Source organism: Xanthomonas sp. NCPPB 3218 (genome assembly GCF_056725185.1).
In genome coordinates this window covers 4775548-4796302 of the sequence record NZ_CM161516.1, presented here as the reverse complement: position 1 = coordinate 4796302, position 20755 = coordinate 4775548, and the positions used below count along the sequence as shown (strand labels likewise).

15 protein-coding genes are annotated in these 20755 nt (G+C 68.6%); 11 read left to right on the top strand and 4 right to left on the bottom strand.

All coding sequences use genetic code 11. From position 1 onward, the window contains the following. Positions 1 to 204: 204 nt before the first annotated feature. Positions 205 to 1833, bottom strand: coding sequence for an alkaline phosphatase D family protein (locus tag AC1PLS_RS20170; protein ID WP_184435027.1), 1629 nt, complete (start codon positions 1831 to 1833; stop codon positions 205 to 207). A 343-nt stretch (positions 1834 to 2176) separates the two neighbouring features. Here AC1PLS_RS20170 and rsmG point away from each other — a divergent pair, with 343 nt between their 5' ends. The 8 genes from rsmG to rpmG all read left to right on the top strand — a co-directional run bounded on the left by rsmG (position 2177) and on the right by rpmG (position 12862). Beyond that, complete coding sequence (gene rsmG, locus AC1PLS_RS20165; protein ID WP_126966215.1) at positions 2177 to 2818, top strand: 16S rRNA (guanine(527)-N(7))-methyltransferase RsmG; 642 nt, start codon at positions 2177 to 2179, stop codon at positions 2816 to 2818. 139 nt (positions 2819 to 2957) lie between these two features. Beyond that, positions 2958 to 4778 carry a DUF885 domain-containing protein gene (locus AC1PLS_RS20160; protein ID WP_184434961.1) on the top strand — a complete coding sequence of 607 codons (1821 nt, stop codon included), beginning with the start codon at positions 2958 to 2960 and terminating at the stop codon, positions 4776 to 4778. A gap of 770 nt (positions 4779 to 5548) precedes the next feature. Continuing rightward, on the top strand, positions 5549 to 5932 hold the full coding sequence (locus AC1PLS_RS20155; protein WP_016902720.1) for a hypothetical protein: 384 nt from the start codon (positions 5549 to 5551) through the stop codon (positions 5930 to 5932). 55 nt (positions 5933 to 5987) lie between these two features. Next, positions 5988 to 7259: a TolC family protein gene (locus AC1PLS_RS20150; protein ID WP_184434958.1), complete on the top strand. Its 1272-nt coding sequence runs from the start codon at positions 5988 to 5990 to the stop codon at positions 7257 to 7259. Between the two features lie 214 nt (positions 7260 to 7473). After that, the gene (locus AC1PLS_RS20145) at positions 7474 to 8739 is read left to right on the top strand and encodes an efflux RND transporter periplasmic adaptor subunit (protein WP_184434955.1); all 1266 of its coding nucleotides are present in this window, start codon (positions 7474 to 7476) and stop codon (positions 8737 to 8739) included. Between the two features lie 323 nt (positions 8740 to 9062). Continuing rightward, positions 9063 to 12242, top strand: a complete 3180-nt coding sequence (locus AC1PLS_RS20140) for an efflux RND transporter permease subunit (protein ID WP_184434952.1) — start codon at positions 9063 to 9065, stop codon at positions 12240 to 12242. Positions 12243 to 12444: 202 nt separating this feature from the next. Beyond that, on the top strand, positions 12445 to 12681 hold the full coding sequence (gene rpmB / locus AC1PLS_RS20135; protein ID WP_002809459.1) for a 50S ribosomal protein L28: 237 nt from the start codon (positions 12445 to 12447) through the stop codon (positions 12679 to 12681). A gap of 13 nt (positions 12682 to 12694) precedes the next feature. Continuing rightward, positions 12695 to 12862 carry a 50S ribosomal protein L33 gene (rpmG, locus tag AC1PLS_RS20130; RefSeq protein ID WP_002809462.1) on the top strand — a complete coding sequence of 56 codons (168 nt, stop codon included), beginning with the start codon at positions 12695 to 12697 and terminating at the stop codon, positions 12860 to 12862. A 342-nt stretch (positions 12863 to 13204) separates the two neighbouring features. Here the strand turns inward: rpmG and AC1PLS_RS20125 are convergent, their stop codons facing one another. The 3 genes from AC1PLS_RS20125 to AC1PLS_RS20115 all read right to left on the bottom strand — a co-directional run bounded on the left by AC1PLS_RS20125 (position 13205) and on the right by AC1PLS_RS20115 (position 16181). Next, on the bottom strand, positions 13205 to 14227 hold the full coding sequence (locus AC1PLS_RS20125) for an amidohydrolase family protein (RefSeq protein WP_184434948.1): 1023 nt from the start codon (positions 14225 to 14227) through the stop codon (positions 13205 to 13207). Between the two features lie 234 nt (positions 14228 to 14461). Beyond that, positions 14462 to 15517, bottom strand: a complete 1056-nt coding sequence (locus tag AC1PLS_RS20120; RefSeq protein ID WP_481104000.1) for a 4-oxalomesaconate tautomerase — start codon at positions 15515 to 15517, stop codon at positions 14462 to 14464. After that, positions 15510 to 16181, bottom strand: a complete 672-nt coding sequence (locus AC1PLS_RS20115) for a 4-carboxy-4-hydroxy-2-oxoadipate aldolase/oxaloacetate decarboxylase (protein WP_047130083.1) — start codon at positions 16179 to 16181, stop codon at positions 15510 to 15512. Before AC1PLS_RS20115 ends, AC1PLS_RS20120 begins: the two co-directional genes overlap by 8 nt. Before the next feature lie 101 nt (positions 16182 to 16282). Here AC1PLS_RS20115 and AC1PLS_RS20110 point away from each other — a divergent pair, with 101 nt between their 5' ends. The 3 genes from AC1PLS_RS20110 to AC1PLS_RS20100 all read left to right on the top strand — a co-directional run bounded on the left by AC1PLS_RS20110 (position 16283) and on the right by AC1PLS_RS20100 (position 20681). Beyond that, entirely contained in the window at positions 16283 to 17593 is a 1311-nt protein-coding gene (locus AC1PLS_RS20110) for a LysR family transcriptional regulator (RefSeq protein ID WP_184434943.1), read from the top strand. A 13-nt stretch (positions 17594 to 17606) separates the two neighbouring features. Then, complete coding sequence (gene cls, locus AC1PLS_RS20105) at positions 17607 to 19025, top strand: cardiolipin synthase (RefSeq protein ID WP_184434940.1); 1419 nt, start codon at positions 17607 to 17609, stop codon at positions 19023 to 19025. A 261-nt stretch (positions 19026 to 19286) separates the two neighbouring features. Then, complete coding sequence (locus tag AC1PLS_RS20100) at positions 19287 to 20681, top strand: FAD/NAD(P)-binding protein (protein WP_481103999.1); 1395 nt, start codon at positions 19287 to 19289, stop codon at positions 20679 to 20681. Positions 20682 to 20755: the final 74 nt, after the last annotated feature.

The window sequence follows — 20755 nt, the reverse complement described above, 5'->3', positions numbered from 1 at the left end:
GTGTCCATTGCGCTGCACGACGCGCCCGGCCCGTGGGGATGGATGCAGTCACCGCGTTGCGCAGCACGCACCGCAAGCTCTGCGCGGCAAGGCAGTGGCAGGGCGGTTCACGCGTGCTGCCACGGTCGTAGAGATCGGCAAAGGCAAGTTGTGGTGGATGGTGAGGCAGGAGGTCGCCACCACCCGCGGCAGCGCAGCGCAGGCTCACGCCTCCACCGCACCCGCCTTGCCGTCCTCGACCACAAAGCGCTTCAACGTCGAGACCGTGGCCTGGCGGTCGCGGCGGTCTGAGATGCCTTGCAGGCGCGTTTCCATCCGGCCCGGTGTCAGCGTCACCGAGACATAGCCGCGGGTTTCGCCTTCGGCGTAGTGCACGTGCGGATTGAGCGCCATGGTCTGTTGCAGCTCGGCGTTGCTCTGGCCGTCGGAGGTGACCGAGGTGCCGACGAATTCGGTGGCCAGCGTCGGCGAGTCGGGGTTGGCCGGATCGGCCTTCAGATCGGTGACCCAGTACGAGTGGATGTCGCCGCCCCAGAACACCGGGTTGCGCAGCCGGGTCTTGGCGATGGCGTCGAGCATGCGCGTGCGCGTGGCCGGGTAGCCGTCCCAGCCGTCGGTCCAGTGTCCGAACACGCCGTCGCGGCCGTGCTGCTGCATCGGTGCCACCAGCAGATCCTGCGCAATCACGTTCCAGCGCGCGGCCGAGTGTGCGAAGGCGCCATGCAGCCAGCGCTCCTGTTCCCAGCCGAGCATGCTGCGGCGTGGGTCGGTGCGTTCGTGGCAACTGTCGTCCACCACATGCCCGCCGCGCCAGCCGTTGGCCTGCGGGCAAGGTTGTTCGCTGCGGTATTGGCGCCCATCGAGCACGTAGAAGCGCGCCAGCTGGCCGTAGTCCAGCGAGCGGTAGATGCGCATGTCGGCGCCATGTGGGCGACTGCGTGCGCGCAGCGGGAAGTGTTCGTAGAAGGCACGGTAGGCGGCCGCGCGCCGGGCCAGGAAGGTGTCGACTGCAATCGACGGGTCCTGCGACCAGCGGTTGGCGTAATCGTTCTGCACCTCGTGGTCGTCCCAGGTCGCCACGCAGACGCTGCCGGCGTGCAGCGCCTGCAGGTCGGGGTCGGTGCGGTATAGCGCATAGCGGTTGCGGTAGCCAGCCAGATCCAGGCACTCGCCGCTGCCATGCGGGCGCACGATCTTGGTCGCCGCCTCGCCGTGGTTGCTGTATTCGTAGATGTAATCGCCGAGGAAGAACACCAGGTCCGGCTGTTCGGCGGCCAGGTGGCGGTAGGCGCTGAAATAGCCCAGCTCCCAGTGCGAGCAGGACACAAAGCCCAGCCGTGCGGCATCCGGCAACTGGTGCGGCGCCGGCAAGGTGCGTGCGCTGCCGATGGCGCTACGCGCGCCCAGCGCCTGGAAGCAGTACCAGTACGGGCGATCGGCGGCCAGGCCGGCGACCTCCACATGCACCGCATGGCCCCAGGCCGGGCTGGCGACGGTCTGGCCCTGGCGCACGATGTGGCGCATGCCCGGGTCGCTGGCCACCTGCCAGCGCACCTGCACCGGGGCGGTCAGCCCGCCGCGTCCATCCGGCTCCAGCGGGCGTGGCGCCAGCCGGGTCCAGATGACAAAGCCGTCGGCCAGCGGGTCGCCCGCGGCCACGCCCAGGGTAAACGGGTCCGGGCTGCCGCTGGCACGTGCGAACGGGCTGAGCAGCCCGGCGGCCGCCAGCCCGGCACCGGCGACGAGAAGACGGCGCCGGCTGTGATCCACGGCGGCAGCTGTGTTGCCGGGGCCAGGCAGGGGCGATGCGGAAGACGGGTCGATCAAAGACATGGGCATACAGGCGATCTGGCGAACGCGACCATAGTGCGACGGGCGCATGTCCGTTCAATGGCAGCGGCAGTGGTGTCGCTGTCGGCGCAGGCTTACCTGCGTCATCGACTGCGGATGGTGGACATGGATACGGGTGTGCCACCGCGGCGGGTGACCTGCCCACAGCGATGCCCATACGCCGGTGCAGCGGCCGCTGTCGTGGGTGGCGGGTCTTGCGGCATCGCAGGCCTGGACGTTGTGCTGGGCAAGTTCACTTACGTCGGCTTGCGGCCCACGCGCTCACGCGCCACGCATCGCCGGCCTGCGCGGCACGCACGCGCCAGCCAGCTGCGATAATCGCGGCATGAACGATGCCGCACTTTCCCCCGATGTAGCCGCTGCGCTGGCCAACGGCCTGCAGGCCCAATCCCTGGATGCGGCCTTTGCCGCGCCGTTGTTGCGCTATCTGACGCTGCTGGTGCGTTGGAACAAGACCTACAACCTCACCGCCGTGCGCGACCCGCGCGAGATGGTCACCCGCCATCTACTCGATTCGCTGGCCATGCAGCCCTACATCGCCAGCGGCACCCTGGCCGATCTGGGCACCGGCCCCGGCCTGCCCGGCATCCCGCTGGCGATCACCCGCCCGCAGCTGCAGGTGACCCTGGTGGAAAGCAACGGCAAGAAGGCCCGCTTCATGCGCGAGGCGCTGCGCCAGCTGGCGCTGGGCAACGCACGCGTGGCCGAGTCGCGCGCCGAGGCGCTGGACGAGCCGGCCGCCTACGACCATCTCACCGCGCGGGCGCTGGACACGCTGGCCGGCATCATTGACGTCGGCGGCCACCTGCTGCGCCCGGGCGGCAGCCTGCTGGCGATGAAGGGCGTCTACCCGCACGACGAGATCGCCGCACTGCCCGCTGGCTGGACGGTGGGCGAGGTGCATCCGCTGCAGGTGCCGGGCCTGGACGGCGAGCGGCATCTGGTGGTGGTGCGCAAGGCAGGCTGAAGCGGCCGGCCTGTCCGGTCGCGCGCATTCACTCCGCAAGCCGCGACCCGCAATCCCCGCGCTGGGACTTCCGGCCCATGGCAGCTGCCGCCCGGGCTGCCATGATCGAACGTTCGATCCGAACGCAGGCCGCCCGCACGTGACATCTCCTCTCGCCGCCGCACTTTCGCTCGCCCTGCTGGGCGCAAGCTTCGCCGCCACCTCGGCGCAGGCCGCCGCACCGGCACCAGCGGCGCCCGCCACGCTGACCGCCGAGCGCCCCGCCGATGCGCGCTTCCGCGCCATCTACGAAAAAGAGTGGAACTGGCGCCAGGCCGAGACCGGCCAGGCCGACGAAGACAGCGACACCACCGGCGACAACACCCATCTGCCCGATGTCGGCCCGGCCGCGCAGCAGGCGCGCCTGGCGGTATGGGACGGCGTGCTCAAGCAGCTCGACGGCATCGACCCGAAACAGCTCTCGCCCGCCAACCAGGTCAACTACGCCATCTACCGCCCGCAGGTGGAAAACCTCGCCGCCGAGGTGCGCCTGCGCCTGTACGAGATGCCGTTCAATTCGGACAGCTCGTTCTGGTCCAACCTCGGCTTCATGGCGCAGCGGCCGATGAAGACCGCTGCCGAGTACCGCGCCTACATCGCGCGCCTCAATGATGTGCCGCGCTACTTCGAGCAGCAGACCGCCAACATGCGCGCCGGCCTGGCGCGCGGGTTCAGCGTGCCGCGCGCGGTGCTGGATGGCCGCGACGTTTCCATCGCCACCGTGGCCGATGTCAAGGATCCCACTGCGTCCAGCTTCTACGCGCCGTTCAAGCAGTTGCCGGCGCAGATCCCCGCCGCCGAACAGGCGCAGTTGCGCGAACAGGCCAAGGCCGCGCTGAGCAATGCAGTGCTGCCGGCCTATAGCAAGTTGCTGAGCTTTTTCCGCGACGAGTACATGCCCAAGGCGCGCACCACGCTGGCGGCCGAAGCGCTGCCCAACGGCAAGGCGTTCTATCGCCAGCAGATCCGCGAATACACCACGCTGGACCTGACGCCGGAGCAGATCCACAAGATCGGCCTGGACGAGGTGGCGCGCATCCAGGCGCAGATGGACGCGATCATCAAACAGGTCGGTTTCAAGGGCAGCTTCGCGCAGTTCCTGAGCTTCCTGCGCACCGACCCGCAGTTCTATGCCAAGACCCCGCAGGAACTGCTCGATCGCGCTGCGTGGATTTCCAAGCGGGTGGACGGGCAGGTCGGCAGGTTCATCGGCACGCTGCCGCGCGGGCGCTTCACCATCAAGCCGGTGCCGGACGATATCGCCCCGTTCTGGACCGCCGGCCGCGGCGGCGCCACCACCTACTGGGTCAACACCTACAACCTGCCGTCGCGGCCGTTGTACAACCTGCCGGCGCTGACCCTGCACGAGTCCTCGCCCGGGCATTCGCTGCAGGGCTCGCTGGCGCTGGAGCAGGGCGACCAGCCGGCGTTCCGCCGCGAAAACTATATCTCCGCCTACGGCGAAGGCTGGGCGCTGTACACCGAAAAGCTCGGCCAGGAGATGGGCATCTACGAGACCCCGTACGAGGAATTCGGCCGGCTCACCTACGAAATGTGGCGCGCCTGCCGGCTGGTGATCGACACCGGCGTGCACCACGACGGCTGGAGCCGCGAGCAGGCGCTGGCCTACCTGCGCGACCGCACCGCGCTGAGCGAGCACGAGGTCACCACCGAGGTGGACCGCTACATCTCCTGGCCCGGCCAGGCGCTGAGCTACAAGCTGGGCGAGATCAGCATCGTCAAGCTGCGCGCCGAGGCCGAACAGCAGCTGGGCGACCGCTTCGACATCAAGGCCTTCCACGACGCGGTGCTGAAGCAGGGTTCGGTCACCTTGCCGGTGCTGGAGCAGCAGGTGCGCGCCTTCATCGCCGAGAGCAAGGCGCGCCCGGCAACGTCCAAGCCCAGCGCTGCCGCGCCCTGACCCTGGCCACCGGTCCGCTCCACGTAGGAGCGGACCCGGCCGCGACGCCGTCCCGACCCTGGCGCCGCCATGGCCTCGATCCCAGGTCCAGGTAATCGTCGGCAGCTTCTCGCCCTCCCGGACGCTGTCTGCGACCAACCAGCATGTAGGCGAAGTGCCATCGCGCTGACCAGGACGGCGTCGCGGCCAGGTCCGCTCCTACGACCGCCCGTGTTGCTGCGTCGCGCCCGCCTGTTGCGTCTGATGGCGCCGCCGCGCCCTGACCCTGGCCACCGGTCCGCTCCACGTAGGAGCGGACCCGGCCGCGACGCTGTCCCCGGCCCCGTCCTGGCCTCGATCCCAGTTCCAGGTAATCGTCGGCAGCTTCTCGCCCTCCCGGGCGCTGTCTGCGATCAACCAGTCATGTAGGCGGAGTGCCATCGCGCTGACCAGGACGGCGTCGCGGCCAGGTCCGCGCTCCTACGACCGCCCGTGTTGCTGCGTCGCGCCCGCCTGTTGCGCCTGATGGCGCTGGCCAAACGGTCCGCTCCACGTAGGAGCGGACCCGGCCGCGACGCCGTCCCCGACCCCGGCGCCGTCGTGGCCTCGATCCCAGTTCCAGGTAATCGTCGGCAGCTTCTCGCCCTCCCGGGCGCTGTCTGCGATCAACCAGCATGTAGGCGAAGTGCCATCGCGCTGACCAGGACGGCGTCGCGGCCAGGTCCGCTCCTGCGATGCTGCGCGGCAGGCATGCGATTGTGTAACTGCCCTGGCCCCGATAGGCTGCGCCCATGCTGCTGCGTCGTGCCCGCCTGTTGCACCCCTTGCTGCGCCTGATGGCGCTGGCGGTGCTGGCCATGGGCGTACTGGTCGCACCGGTGGCCTGCGCGCTGGGCGATGTGCATGCGCTGGCGCACGACCAGATGCATCTGGAAGACACCGCGCCGCACGGCCATGACGGCGCCGACGAAGGCGATGCCGGCGAGCGCGATGGGGCCGGCCTGATGCACGCCTTGATGCATAGCGGCTACTGCCACGGCCAGAATCCGGCCGTCTTGCCGGCGCTGGCCTGGCTGCCGTTGTCCACGCACACTCAGGCCCAGCCCGTGGCCGTGCTCGCGTACTACCGCTCGCACCTGAGCGAGACCGGATTGCGTCCCCCGATCGCGGCCTGATGCATCGCCGGCAGCTGCCGGCCTGTCCATCGATCCCGATTCCGGAGACACCCTCATGTGGTTGCGACTGACGGCGCTTGCCGTCTTCGCGGTCGTGCCGTGCGCCATGGCGCAGGACGCACCGCCCAAGCCCGTGCTGACCCTGGACGACGCCATCGCGCGCGTCGCCCGGCAGCACCCCGACCTGCGTCTGGCCGATGGCCAGCGCGCGGTCCTTACCGCCGACGCCGAGCGCGACGCGCTGCGTCCGCCGTTGCGCATCGGCGCCGAACTGGAAAACGTGTTCGGCAGCGGCCCGACCCGCGCGCTGGACCAGGCCGAACTCACCGTCACCCTGGCCGGCGTGCTGGAACGCGGCGGCAAGCTGGACGCGCGCCGCACCCTGGCCCAGGCACGCATCGACGCACTGGCCCCGCAGCGGGCGCTGGCGCGGCTGGACGTGCTGGCCGAAGTCGCCCGGCGCTATCTGGCCATCGGCATGGCCGCGCAGCGGCATGCGGCCGCGCTGGAAACCCTGGCCCAGCGCCAGCGCACCGTCCGTGCCGCGCGCCAGCGGCTGCAGGCCGGCGCATCGCCCGAATCGGTGCTGCTGACCGCCCAGGCCCTGCAGGCGCGCGCGGAACTGGAGCGCGATCGCGCCCAGCAGGAACTGCTGGCCGCGCGCCGCCAGCTGGCGGTGTTGTGGGGCCAGCGCACGCCTGACTTCGGCGATGTTACTGGCGACCCATTGCAGCTGCCGGCGGTTCCCGAGTTCGAGGTGCTGGCGCAGCTGCTCGATGCCACCCCCGAACTGGCGCGCTTGAACGGTGAGCAGCGCGTGCGCGAGGCGCGGGTGCGGCTGGCACGCAGCCAGGCGCACCCCGACCTGGACTGGCAGGTGGGCGTGCGCCGGCTCGAAGCCAACGACGCCACCGCACTGCTGGGCAGCGTTTCGCTGGCGCTGGGCAGCGCCGCGCGTGCGCAACCGGAGATCCGCGCCGCCGAAGCGGAGCTGTCGTTGCTGGAGATCGAACGCCAATCGCAGGCACTGGCGCTCTACGCCACGCTGGCCGACGCGCATGGCCGCTACCGCGCCGCGCAGCTGGAAGTGGCGCGCATGCGCAGCGATGTGTTGCCCGCACTTGCGCGCGCCGATGCCGCCGCCGAGCGCGCGTACCGCGCCGGCGCCACCAGTTATCTGGACTGGGCGCAGCTGCAGGCACAGCGCAGCGATGCACGCCAGCAGCAACTGGCCGCCGCGTTGGAAGCGCAGTCCGCATTGATCGAAATCCAGCGCCTGACCGGGCAGCCGTTCGTGGCCGACAGCACTGCGCGGGTGGGGCCATGAGCGCTACCTCCGCTGCGCATTTTCGCCCTGCCTGCGTCCGCCTGGAGCCGCTGCGTCGGTATCGGCCTTGGCGCTTGCAACCGAATCGGCATCCAGCAGTCGCCAAGCGCTGCGCGCGCCTACCGCGCGTACTGCGCATCCAAGGCATCCGGCGCACACCATCTTCGTTCGTTCGCCCGACGCACAGCGTCGGCGCCAACCAGGATTTTCTTCGATGACACGTTTTCTGCTCGCACCGCTGTTGCTGGCGCTGCTGCTGCTGGGTGGCTGCGGCCGCAGCGGCGAACAATCGCATGACCACGCAACGCCCGGTGCCGAGGACGACGCCGACGCACATGGCGAGGAAGCCGAAAAAGGCACGCACGGCGGGCGCCTGCTCGAACAGGACGGCGACAGCGTGGAGCTGGCGATTGCCGAAGACGGCACGCCACCGACCTATCGCGCCTGGCTGTACCGCGACGGCAAGCCCTTGCCGCCCAGCGCCGGCAGTGTCGAAGTGCGTTTGACCCGGCTTGGCGGTATCAACGAAGTGCATCGATTGCGCGCACGCGACGATGGCAGCCTGTTGGCCCACAGCACGGTCGGCGAGCCGCATTCGTTCGATGTGGAAGTACGCGCCACCGTGCAGGGCAGGTCGCATCGCTGGGCCTATCCCAGCTATGAAGGGCGCACCACCATCGCAGCGAAGATTGCGCAGGACGCCGGCATCCGGGTCGCGCCGGTCGCTCCCGGCAGCATCGCCGACCAGCACGAAGTGCAAGGCCTGCTGACGCCGGCAGAAGGTGCGCAGGCGCAGGCCACCGCACGCTTCCCCGGGCCGGTGCGCAGCCTGCGCGTCAATGTCGGCGACCAGGTGCGCGCCGGCCAGGTGCTGGCCACGGTGGAGAGCAACCTGAGCCTGACCACGTATTCGGTCAGCGCGCCGATCAGCGGCACCGTGCTCGCCCGCAATGCCAGCCTGGGCAGCAACGCCAGCGAAGGCCAGGCGTTGTTCGAGATTGCCGACCTGTCGAGCCTGTGGGTGGATCTGCACATCTTCGGTGCCGATGCCGGGCACATCACTGCCGGCGCACCGGTGACGGTGACCCGCATCAGCGATGGCGTGGTGGCGCAGACCACATTGGAGCGCGTGTTGCCGGGCACGGCCACCGCAAGTCAGAGCACGGTGGCGCGCGCGGTGTTGCGCAACGACGACGGCTTGTGGCGGCCAGGCTCGGCGGTGAAGGCGCGGGTGACGGTGGCGCAGCAGCCGGCGGCAATGGTGGTGCCGGTGGGGGCCTTGCAGCAGTTTCGCGACTGGGAGGTGGTGTTCGTGCGGGTGGGGGATGTGTACGAGGTGCGGCCGGTGACGCTGGGCGCGCGCGATGCGCAGCAGGTGCAGGTGGTGTCGGGTCTGATCGCGGGTGACGCGGTGGTGGTGGAGCAGAGTTATCTGGTGAAGGCCGATATCGAGAAGTCGGGGGCATCGCATGATCATTGATCGCTGCGCTTCCGGTTTGCGTCTGCTTCGACCGCAAGCGCGTGCTTGCGCACAGTTCATCCATTCTTCGGTGAAACGTTTTTTACGTCGTCCACGCACTCAAGGTGCAGGCGATCACGCCAGTAACGGCGTGAGAATCTGTGCTGCGAAAGTCCGATGCGTCGGGGGCGAGCGCGATAGCGGCGAGGGTCGGGATCCTGGCTGCAGTGCCGCCGGCCGACGGCAGCCCGCTGCGATTGCACAGGCGTCGTGCGTGTGTACGCACGCGTTGATCGACGTGGCTGCGCACGCCGTTGCGACGCGTGTGCGCGGAGGTGCGCGTCATGCTCACTAACATCATTCGGTTCGCGATCGCGCAGCGGTGGTTGATGCTGGCGTTGACGGCGGTGTTGATTGCGATCGGGGCGTGGAGTTTTTCGCGCCTGCCGATCGATGCCACCCCGGACATCACCAATGTGCAGGTGCAGGTCAATACGGCCGCGCCGGGGTACTCGCCGTTGGAGTCGGAGCAGCGGGTGACGTTTCCGCTGGAGACGGTGCTGGCGGGCTTGCCAGGGCTGGAATCCACACGCTCGTTGTCGCGCTACGGCTTGTCGCAGGTGACGGCGGTCTTTGCCGATGGCACGGACCTGTATTTTGCGCGGCAGCAGGTGGCCGAGCGGCTGCAGCAGGTCAAGTCGCAACTGCCGGCCGACCTAGAGCCGCAGCTGGGGCCGATCGCGACCGGCCTGGGCGAGATCTTCATGTACACGGTCGAAGCCAAACCGAATGCGCGCAAGCCCGATGGCAGTGCGTGGACGGCCACCGATCTGCGCACCCTGCAGGACTGGGTGGTGCGCCCGCAGTTGCGCAATGTGCCCGGCGTCACCGAGGTCAATACCATCGGCGGCTACGCGCGGCAGATCCACATCACCCCGGATCCGGCACGCCTGGTCGCCCTGGGTTTCACGCTGGACGATGTGGCGCGCGCGGTGGAGGCGAACAACCGCAACATCGGTGCCGGCTATATCGAACGCAACGGCCAGCAGTTCCTGGTGCGGGTGCCGGGGCAGGTGGACGATATCGCGCAGATCGGGGCGATCGTGCTGGATCGGCGCCAAGGCGTGCCGATCCGGGTGCGCGATGTGGCGCAGGTCGGCGAGGGGCGCGAGTTGCGCACCGGTGCGGCCACCCAGGACGGCACCGAGGTGGTGCTGGGCACGGTGTTCATGCTGGTCGGCGCCAATAGCCGCACCGTGGCGCAGGCCGCCGCGCAGCGCCTGGAAGTGGCCAATGCCAGTTTGCCGGCCGGCGTGCAGGCGGTGCCGGTCTACGACCGCACCGCGCTGGTGGACCGCACCATCGTCACCGTTGCCAAGAACCTGATCGAAGGCGCGTTGCTGGTGATCGTGGTGCTGTTCCTGCTGCTGGGCAATGTGCGTGCGGCCCTGATCACCGCGGCGGTGATTCCGCTGGCGATGTTGTTCACCCTCACCGGCATGGTGCGCGGTGGCGTGTCCGGCAACCTGATGAGTCTGGGTGCGCTGGATTTCGGTTTGATCGTCGATGGCGCGGTGATCATCGTGGAGAACTGCCTGCGCCGCTTCGGGCAAGCGCAATTGCGGCTGGGGCGGGTGCTCGAGCGCGACGAGCGTTTCGAACTGACCGCCGAAGCCACGGCAGAGGTGATCCGGCCCAGCCTGTTCGGCCTGGGCATCATCACGGCGGTGTATCTGCCGGTGTTCGCACTCACCGGCATCGAAGGCAAGATGTTCCATCCGATGGCGATCACCGTGGTGCTGGCGCTGAGCGGTGCGATGTTGCTGTCGCTCACTTTTGTCCCCGCAGCGATCGCCTTGTTGCTCGGCGGCAAGGTGGCCGAGCACGAAAACCGCGCGATGCGCTGGGCGCGCGGCGCGTATGCGCCCTTGCTGGATCGCGCGCTGCGACACGGCCGTTGGGTCGGTGTCGGTGCGGTGGCGGCGGTGGCGCTGTGCGCGGTGTTGGCCACGCGCCTGGGCAGCGAGTTCATCCCGAACCTGGACGAAGGCGACATCGCGCTGCACGCCTTGCGCATTCCCGGCACCAGCCTGGAACAGGCCATCACCATGCAGTCCACGCTGGAAAAACGCATCAAGCAGTTTCCGGAGGTGGCGCATGTGTTCGGCAAACTCGGCACCGCCGAAGTGGCGACCGATCCGATGCCGCCGTCGGTGGCCGATACGTTCTTGATCATGCATCCGCGCGCGCGGTGGCCGGACCCGCGCAAACCCAAGGCGCAGTTGGTGGCCGAGATCGAGGAAGCGGTGAAGCAGCTGCCCGGCAACAACTACGAGTTCACCCAGCCGATCCAGATGCGCATGAACGAGCTGATTTCCGGCGTGCGTGCGGATGTGGCGATCAAGGTCTACGGCGATGACCTGGACACGCTGGTCAAGCTGGGGCAGCGCGTGCAGGAAGTCGCCAGCACGGTGCCGGGTGCGGCCGACGTGAGCCTGGAACAGGCCACCGGCCTGCCGATGCTGGCGGTGGTGCCCGATCGCGCCGCGCTGGCCGGGTACGGGCTCAATCCCGGCGTGGTGCAGGACACGGTGTCGGCGGCGGTGGGCGGGCAGGCGGCTGGGCAGTTGTTCGAAGGCGACCGCCGGTTCGACATCGTGGTGCGCCTGCCCGAAGGCCTGCGGCAGGACCCGACGGCGTTGGCCGATCTGCCGATCCCGCTGCGTGGCGATGGCGAGCGCGCCGATGTCGACGAGTCCAGCCGCGCGGCCGGCTGGCGCAGTGGCGAACCGACCACGGTGCCGCTGCGCGAGGTCGCAAAGGTACAAACCGTGCTCGGGCCCAACCAGATCAATCGCGAAGACGGCAAGCGCCGCATCGTGATCACCGCCAATGTGCGCGACCGCGACCTGGGCGGATTCGTCGCCGAGGTGCAGCAGCGTGTGCAGGCCGAGGTCGTGCTGCCCACCGGCTACTGGATCGGCTACGGCGGCACCTTCGAGCAATTGATCTCCGCCGGCCAGCGCCTGGCCTGGGTGGTGCCAGGCACCTTGCTGCTGATCTTCGCGCTGCTGTACTGGTCGTTCGGCTCGCTGCGCGATGCGCTGGTGGTGTTCAGCGGCGTGCCGCTGGCGCTGACCGGCGGCGTGGTGGCGTTGGCGCTGCGCGGCCTGGCGTTGTCGATCTCCGCCGGTGTCGGCTTTATCGCGCTGTCGGGGGTGGCGGTGCTCAACGGCCTGGTGATGATCGCCTTTGTGCGCAGCCTGCGGGCCGGGGGCATGTCGCTGGAGCAGGCCTTGCGCGAAGGCGCGCTGAGCCGCCTGCGCCCGGTGTTGATGACGGCGTTGGTGGCCGCACTGGGCTTTGTGCCGATGGCCTTCAATGTCGGCGCCGGGGCCGAGGTGCAGCGCCCGCTGGCCACGGTGGTGATCGGCGGCATCGTCTCGTCGACCTTGCTGACCCTGCTGGTGCTGCCGGTGCTGTATCGCTGGCTGCACCGCGAGCGGGCGGGAAGTGCAGGCTAAGTGCTTGCGGCACATAGGAAAGCCGTGCATAATGCGCGGCTCGCTGTGCCCGGATCGCTCCGGATGGCGGCACCCAGCGCGATGGGGTTGCCGGCTTGTTCCCAGCGTAAGTTCTTGATTCCCAACGTTGCGTGGCAGCTTGACGCTGTCGGGGCCGCCGCTCCCCAGGCTATGGGTGGCAATTCATTTATCGAGGTGCGTAATGTCCCGCGTATGCCAAGTGTCCGGCAAGCGTGTGCAGACGGGTAACAACGTCTCCCACGCAAACAACAGAACCCGTCGTCGCTTCCTGCCCAACCTGCACGAGCGCCGCTTCTGGGTCGCCAGCGAGAACCGTTGGGTGAAGCTCCGTGTCTCCGCGCATGCATTGCGCACCATCGACAAGAACGGGATTGATGCCGTTCTGAAAGAGCTGCGTGCGCGCGGCGAAAAGGTCTGAGGAGTAAGCAGTCATGGCAAAAGGCAAGCGTGACAAGATTCGTATGATTTCCTCGGCCGCTACCGGCCACTTCTACACCACGGACAAGAACAAGAAGAACACTCCGGGGAAGATGGAAATGATGAAATACGACCCGGTCGTGCGTAAGCACGTGATGTACAAGGAAGGCAAGATCAAGTAATCCACCGATTACCCGATCTGCATCCAGACAAACACCCGCCGCAAGGCGGGTGTTTGCGTTTGGGGAGTGTTGCGGGGGGTGATCGCAACAATGGTCGGCGTGCACTCCCCCTTCCCTTTGGGAGAGGGGTTGGGGTGAGGGTACGGGGCGAAGCCACTCGCAAGCGAGACGTCGTTTTTCCGATTGCATGCTCCGTCAGTCGCTGGCAGTTCGAGGCGAAGCAGCCGGCGTTTCACTTCCGAAGGCGCGTGGCGACGCGTTTGACATCGCAGACGGTGACCGCTCTCCGAGGCGCCCCTTATCCGCCCCTGCGGGGCACCTTCTCCGGCAGGTAAGAAAGAGTTACAGCCCGCGCGCACGCAATTGCGCATCCAGGCGTGGATACACCCGTCGCGCATTGCCTTCGAATACCTTGCGCTTGTCGGCGTCGGAAATCGCCAAGGCATCGATGTAGCGCTTGGTGTCGTCGAAATACTGGCCAGTCTGCGGGTCGATGCCGCGCACCGCACCGACCATCTCCGAGCCGAACAGGATGTTGTCGATGTCGATGACCTCGAACAGCAGATCGATGCCGGGCTGGTGATACACGCAGGTGTCGAAGAACACATTGCGCATCACATGCGTGGACAGCGGTGGCTTGCCGAGCATGTCGGCCAGGCCGCGAAAGCGTCCCCAGTGATACGGCACCGCACCGCCGCCGTGCGGGATGATGAAGCGCAAGTCCGGGAAATCAGCGAACAGATCGCCTTCCAGAAACTGCATGAACGCGGTGGTATCGGCATTGAGATAATGCGCGCCGGTGGCGTGGAAGTTGGCGTTGCAGCTGCCCGACACATGCACCATCGCCGGCACGTCGAGCTCGACCATCTTTTCGAAGAACGGATACCAGGCGCGATCGGTCAATGGCACGCCGTTCCAGTGACCGCCGGACGGGTCGGGATTGAGATTGCAGCCGACAAATCCGAGTTCGGTGACGCAACGTTCCAGCTCGGCGATCGACTGGGCGATCGGCACGCCCGGCGACTGCGGCAACTGACACACGCCGATGAAGGTCTGCGGATACAGCTGCACCACGCGCGCGATCAGGTCGTTGCAGTGGCGCGTCCACACCTGGCTGACCGCTTCGTCGCCGATATGGTGCGCCATGGTGCTGGCGCGTGGCGAAAAGATCGTCATGTCGGCACCGCGCTCGCGCAACAGGCGCAGCTGGTGCTGTTCGATGCTTTCGCGCAATGCGTCGTCGGAAATATGCGGATACACCGGCGCGGGCAAACTCGGATCGTCGTACTGCGCGATCTGCGCCTTGCGGAAGGCATCGTGCGCCGCGGGCGCGGTGGTGTAGTGGCCGTGGCAGTCGATGATCATGGCGAGGGTCTTGTTGAGGCGGCGGGATCGGTGAGCAAACGACCACGTACGCGAAAGGCGGGCCCACCCGGTGCGCGGAACCTGCAGGTGCCCACGTGGGGTGTGGTGCGCGCATTGATGCTCACGCGCAGGTCGCTGCGGCACGCGGTGTCGGCCATGCCGCGCCGCAGGCGCAGATCGTGGGACGGGCATGGCCGATGGCGATCGATCCAGCGTGGTGGCGCATCCATCCGCTCAGCCATACAACTGCCCATCGAACAGCTTGCGTGCAGTGCGCAGCACGGCGGTGCGCACCACCTCGCCGTGCGAATCGACCGTGATCACACAACTGCTCGCGCCGCTGGGATGCTCGACCTCCAGCTGCTGGGTGGTGCCGCCAGGCAGCTGCGCCAGGGCATGCGCGGGCGAGCCGGGCAGCAGGCAGGCAGTGGCCACGGTGACGGCGCCGAGCACGCCGATCGAGGCGTGGCAGCGGTGCGGAATGAACGAGCGCACGCTGATCGCGCCGCCATGGCGCGGGGCGGCGACCAGCATCATCTTGGGCACGGTGGCCTCGGCAACATCGCCCAGCTGCATCAACGGACCGGCCCGCAAACGAAGTGATTCCAGGCGGATTTTCAATGCCTCGTCTGCATCGAGGGTGTTGCGGTCTTCGTAACCGCTGATGCCCAGATCGCTGGCGCGCAGCACCACGCAGGGCATGCCGTTGTCGATCAGCGAGACCTCCACGCCATCCAGGGTGTCGACCCTGTTGCCTGTGGGCAGCAACGCACCACAGGAAGAGCCGGCGATGTCGGCAAATGCCAGCGCAATCGGCGCAGCGGTGCCGGGCACGCCGTCGATGCGGGCGTCGCCGTCGTAGCGCACCTGGCCACCGGGCGTCTGCACGCTGGCGGTGGCCAGCGTGCCGGTGTTGCGCATGAAGATGCGCGCCTCGGTTTCGCCATCGCGTGCCGGCAACAGGCCCCGCTCCAACGCGAAGGGGGCAACGCCGGCCAGCATGTTGCCGCAGTTCTGCGCGTCGCTGACCTGTGCCTGGTCCACCGACACCTGCAGGAACAGATAGTCCACGTCGGCATCGGCGCGTGCCGAGCGCGACACGATCGCGACCTTGGAGGTCAGCGGGTCGGCGCCGCCCATGCCGTCGATCTGGCGGACATCCGGCGAGCCGTAGGCGCGCAGCAGGAAGGCGTCGCGTGCGGCGCGCTCGCCCGGCAACTCGTCGGCCAGGAAAAAGCCGCCCTTGGAGGTACCGCCGCGCATCCACATCGCGCGGACGTGCTCAGACATAGCGCAGGCCCTTGGCCGCCAGCCGCTCGCGCATGGCGTAGATGTCCAGGCCCAGTTCGCCGCGTGCCAGGCGCTCGCGTTTGCGCAGTTCGCGCGCTTCGCGTGCCTGCGCTTCGGCCAGCACCGCGGCGGCGCTGGCGCGCGGCACCACGCACACGCCATCGTCGTCGGCCACCACCACATCGCCCGGCTGCACCAGTGCGTCGGCGCAGACCAGCGGCACATTGACCGAGCCCAGCGTCTCCTTGATGGTGCCCTGCGCGCAGATGGCGCGGCTCCAGGCCGGGAACTGCATCGCCGTGAGGTCGCGCACATCGCGTACCCCGGCATCGATGATCAACCCGCGGCAGCCGCGCGCCTGCGCCGAGGTGGCGAGCAGGTCGCCGAAATAGCCATCGCAGCAGGCGCTGGTCGGGGCGACCACCAGCACATCGCCGGGCTGCAGTTGCTCGATGGCCACATGCATCATCCAGTTGTCGCCGGGCGGGATCGACACGGTGACGGCGGTGCCGGCGATGCGGCAGCCGGCGTAGATCGGGCGCAGGCGATGGTGCAGCAGGCCGCTGCGCCCCTGCGCCTCGTGCACGGTGGCTACGCCGGCCTGCGCAAGCCCGTCGACGACGGCCAACGGGGTGCGCGCGATCCGGGTGACGACCTGGCTCATCCATCCATCCTCGTTAGGCGTGCACCGAGTCTGTGCGGCGAGCGCCTGCTGGCTCAAGATTCATTTGAGGTATGCATATTGGTTTTGCTTATAGTTAGAGCATGCCGCCGACTCCCGAGCCGAACCTTCGCCATCTTTACGCCCTGGTGGTGGTGCACCGGCTGGGCAGCATCAGCGCGGCCGCGCCGCAGGTGAATCTGTCGCAACCGGCATTGACCCAGGCGGTGGCGCGGCTGGAACAGCAGCTCGGCGTGCGCCTGTTCGAGCGGCATCCGGGCGGCATGGTCGCCACCGAGGCCACGCAGTTGCTGGTGCCGCGCGTCGCGCGGGCGTTGGAGCAACTGGGTCGCGGCATCCGGGTGGCGCGGCGGGCGTTGCGGTTGCCGGCCCGGCCCGGCCTGGAGCGACGGGTCTCGCTGGGGCAACTGCAGGCGCTGGTCGCGGTGGATGTGGCCGGGAGTTATTCGCTGGCGGCGGCGCGCGCCGGGGTCTCGCAACCGGCCATCTACCGCGCGGTGCAGTCGCTGGCCGATGTGATCGAGGTGCCGCTGACGGTGCGCCGCGGCAAGACCATGCAGGCCACGCCGGTGGCCACGCGGCTGCTGCGGCAGGTGCGCCTGGCGCTGGCCGAATTGCGCGCTGGCCTGGACGAAGTGAGCGCGTTGCGCTCGCAGCACGCCGGCCGGATCGCACTGGGAGTGATGCCGCTGGCGCGGGCGATCCTGCTGCCGCAGGTACTGGCGCGGTTTGTGCGCGCGCATCCCGGTGCCAGCGTCAACGTGGTCGAAGGCCCGTATGACGAATTGCTGGCGCATCTGCGCGAGGGCGGGCTGGACCTGCTGATCGGTGCGCTGCGCGAGCCGTTGCCGGTGCGCGATGTGCTGCAGGAGCCGTTGTTCGACGACGAGCCGGTGATCGTGGCGCGCAGTGGGCACCCGCTGGCCGGGCGCGCCTACGCGTTCGCGCAGTTGCTGGAGTACCCCTGGGTGATCGCCACCACCGGCACGCCGGTGCGCGCACGCTGGGAGTGCATGTTTCGCGATCAGGGCGTCGAGCCGCCGGCGTTGCGCATCGAATGCGGCGCGGAGCTGACCATCCGCGGGCTGTTGCTGGAAGGCGACTGGCTCACGCTGATGTCGCGCGACCAGTTCCTGTTCGAGCGCCGCGCCGGCTTGCTGTGCGAGGTCGGCCGCGCCGGGCCGCAGCTGCGCCGCCAGATCGGTATGACGCTGCGCAGCGACTGGCATCCCACCCGCGCGCAGTCGGCATTCGTGCAGACGCTGCGGCAGGTCTGTGCCGAGCGCGTGCAGCCGGCCGATGCGCAGGGTGGGCCGTTTCGCTATTGCGCGCCGATCGACGCGCCCGCCCCGTTGCGTTCACGCACCGGGCGGTCAGAATCGGAGCCTTCTTGAGAACGGATCGCTGATGCTGCCTGACTGGTTGCAAGGGACCTGGCTGTTGGCACTGGACTGGGCGATTCGCCTGGCCGCGCTGTTGTGGATTCCGGCCCGCACCACGCCGGGTGCGGCACGCAGCTGGTTGCTGCTGATCGGCTTCGTGCCGGTGGTCGGCCTGCCGCTGTATCTGCTGTTCGGGCATCCGTGGCTATCGCGGGTGCGGGTGGAACGCCAGGCCACTGCCTCGCAGGTGATCCGCGAGCAGCAACTGCCGCTGCATGCCTTGCGCTGGACCCCGCAGGCGGACACCAGCAGCGCCGAGGTGGTACCGCTGATCGAACGCCAGGGCGATTTCATGCCCACGCTGGGCAATGCGGTGGACTTGTTGGACGACTACACGCAGTCGCTGCAGGCCTTGATCACCGCGATCGACATGGCGGAAAAGCGCGTGCATCTGCTGTATTACCTGATGTTCGACGATGCGGTGGGCGATGCGGTGGTCGCCGCGCTGCTGCGTGCCGGTGCGCGCGGCGTGCGCTGCCGCGTGCTGCTGGATGCGGTGGGCGCCAAGCGCGGTCTGCGCCATTACCGCAAGCAGCTGCAGGCCGGTGGAGTGGACGTGCTGGCGGTGTTGCCCGGAGGCCTGCGCTGGCGCCGCAGCGGGCGCATGGATCTGCGCAACCACCGCAAGATTGCGGTGATCGACAACCAGGTGGGCTTTGTCGGTTCGCAGAACCTGGCCGAGGCCGGTTTCATCGATGGGGTGCCCAATCGCGAGCTGGTGGCGCGCGTGCGCGGGCCGGTGGTCAATCATCTGGAAGCGGTGTTCGCCAGCGACTGGTTCACCGAAACCGGGCAGCGCCTGGACGTATGGCCGGACGCACCGGTGTGCGAGGCCAACATCGCCACGCAGCTGCTCCCCAGCGGGCCGGCGTATCCGTTCGAGAATGCGCGCGATGCGATCAACGCGGTGATCCATCTGGCGCGGCGCAAGGTGGTGCTGGTGACACCGTATTTCGTCCCCGACGAGGCCTTGCTCAGTGCCTTGCGCATTGCCGCGGTGTCGGGCGTGGATGTGCAGCTGATCCTGTCGGAGAGCAACAACCAGATCCTGGCGGCCTGGGCGCAGGAGGCGTATTTCGAGGAGCTGCTGCGCTGCGGGGTCAAGATCGCGCTGTATCGCCCGCACTTCCTGCATGCCAAGCACCTGAGCATGGACGAGGACATCGCACTGGTCGGCTCGATCAACCTGGACATCCGCTCGTTCGCGCTCAATGCCGAGATCGGCATGCTCTGCTACGACCAGGGCGTGGTGCAGCACCTGCGTGCGATCGAGCAGGATTACCTGGCCAACGCACGCCAGCTGGAGCTGGAGCAGTGGCGCACGCGCCCGGCCTGGCGCCGCAGTCGCGAGGGCATTGCGCGGCTGGCCGATGCGTTGATGTAGTGCGGGCGGGGTCCACGCGCGCGCAGTGCCCGTTGTGGCGCAGCGCGATGCCTGTGGTGGCAGGTGAAGTGGGGGGGCGCGTCTGGGGCGGCAAGATCGCGCTGCATGCGAACGCGCCCGCGCTCGAATGGACGCGTCCGGCGACCGCTTTGTTGGACGGGGTGCGTCGCGCTGGCATGTGCGCGCGGGGCGATCCCGGCCATCGCGGCGGGCATGGCCGCTGTCATCGGTGCGACGCGACGCATCGCCTACAATTGCCGGATGAATGAATTGCGTGATCCCGGCGATGCAGTGATCGCCATCGTTGGCGGTGGCGCATCCGGGGTGCTGGTGGCGCTGCAGCTGTTGCGTCAGGCCGTGGCGCCGGTGCAGATCGTGCTGATCGAGCCGCACCCGGTGCTGGGCGAGGGCGTGGCCTACTCCACCGCGCGTCCCGAACATCTGCTCAATGTGCCCGCCGCGCGGATGAGTGCGTTGGTGGAGGCGCCGCAGGATTTCGTCGATTACCTGCGTGCGCACGCCTGCTGCCCGGAGCTGGAAGACGCACGGCTGCCGCAGGCTTTCGTCGGGCGCCGACACTACGCGCCCTACCTGCGCGAACGCCTGCAGGCCGCGCGCGCGCAGAGCCCGGCGACGCTCACCGTGCACAGCGCCCGTGTGCAGACGCTGCAAGCCGATGCCGACGGCGCGCGGTTGCAGCTCGACGATGGCCAGACCCTGCACGCCAGCAGCGTGGTGCTGGCGGTAGGCAATGCGTTGCGGCCGCTGCCGCTGCGCGGGGCCACCGGCCTGTCGGCAACCCAGCGGGTGGAAGCCTGGGATACCGAGGCGGTCGCCGCGTTGCCGCAGGACGCGGCGGTGTGCATCGTCGGCTCGGGATTGAGCATGGCCGACACGGTGGTGACGCTGGCCGCGCAGGCGCATCGCGGGGCGGTGCACGTGGTGTCGCGGCATGGGCTGCTGCCGTTGCCGCAGGCGCACTGCGTTGCGGCCGACTTCGATCCGCAGCCGTTGCTGGCGCTGTCGCTGCGTGCACGGATGCGTAGCTTGCGGCAGCACGCGCGGGTGGCGATGGCGCAAGGCCTGCCCTGGCAGAGCGTGATGGAGCGTGTGCGCCCGCTGAGTCAGGCCCTGTGGCAAACGCTGTCGGCTGCCGACCAACGCCGCTTCCTGCGCCACGTGGTGCGCTATTGGGATGTGCATCGTCACCGCATCGCCGCGCCGGTGCATGCGCAACTGCAGGCGATGCGGGCGCGCGGACAGTTGCAGCTGCATCGCGCGCGGCTGGATGTGGCGTTCCAGGCCGGCGCCTGCGTGCGGCTCAGTGCCGGCGCCAGTGCCGGGCATGCCTTGCAGCTGGATGTGCAGACGCTGGTCAACGCCACCGGCGTGGAAATGCGCGTGCAGGCGATGCGCAACCCGCTGCTGCAGCAACTGCTGGGGCAGGGCGTCGCGGTGGCCGGGCCGCATGGGATCGGGGTGGATACCGCTGCCGATGGCAGCTTGATCGATGCCGAGGGGCGCGCCAATCCGCGGTTGCGGGTGATCGGCAGCCTGCGGATCGGGTCGTTGTGGGAGAGCCTGGCAGTGCCGGAGCTGCGTGGGCAGGCTGCGGCGATTGCGCGGGATGTGTTGGGGCTGCCAGGGGGCGATTGATCGGCGTTGTTCCCTTCCCCCGCCGGGAGAAGGCGGCGCGTAGCGCCGGATGAGGGCGCCTCAGACATCTAACC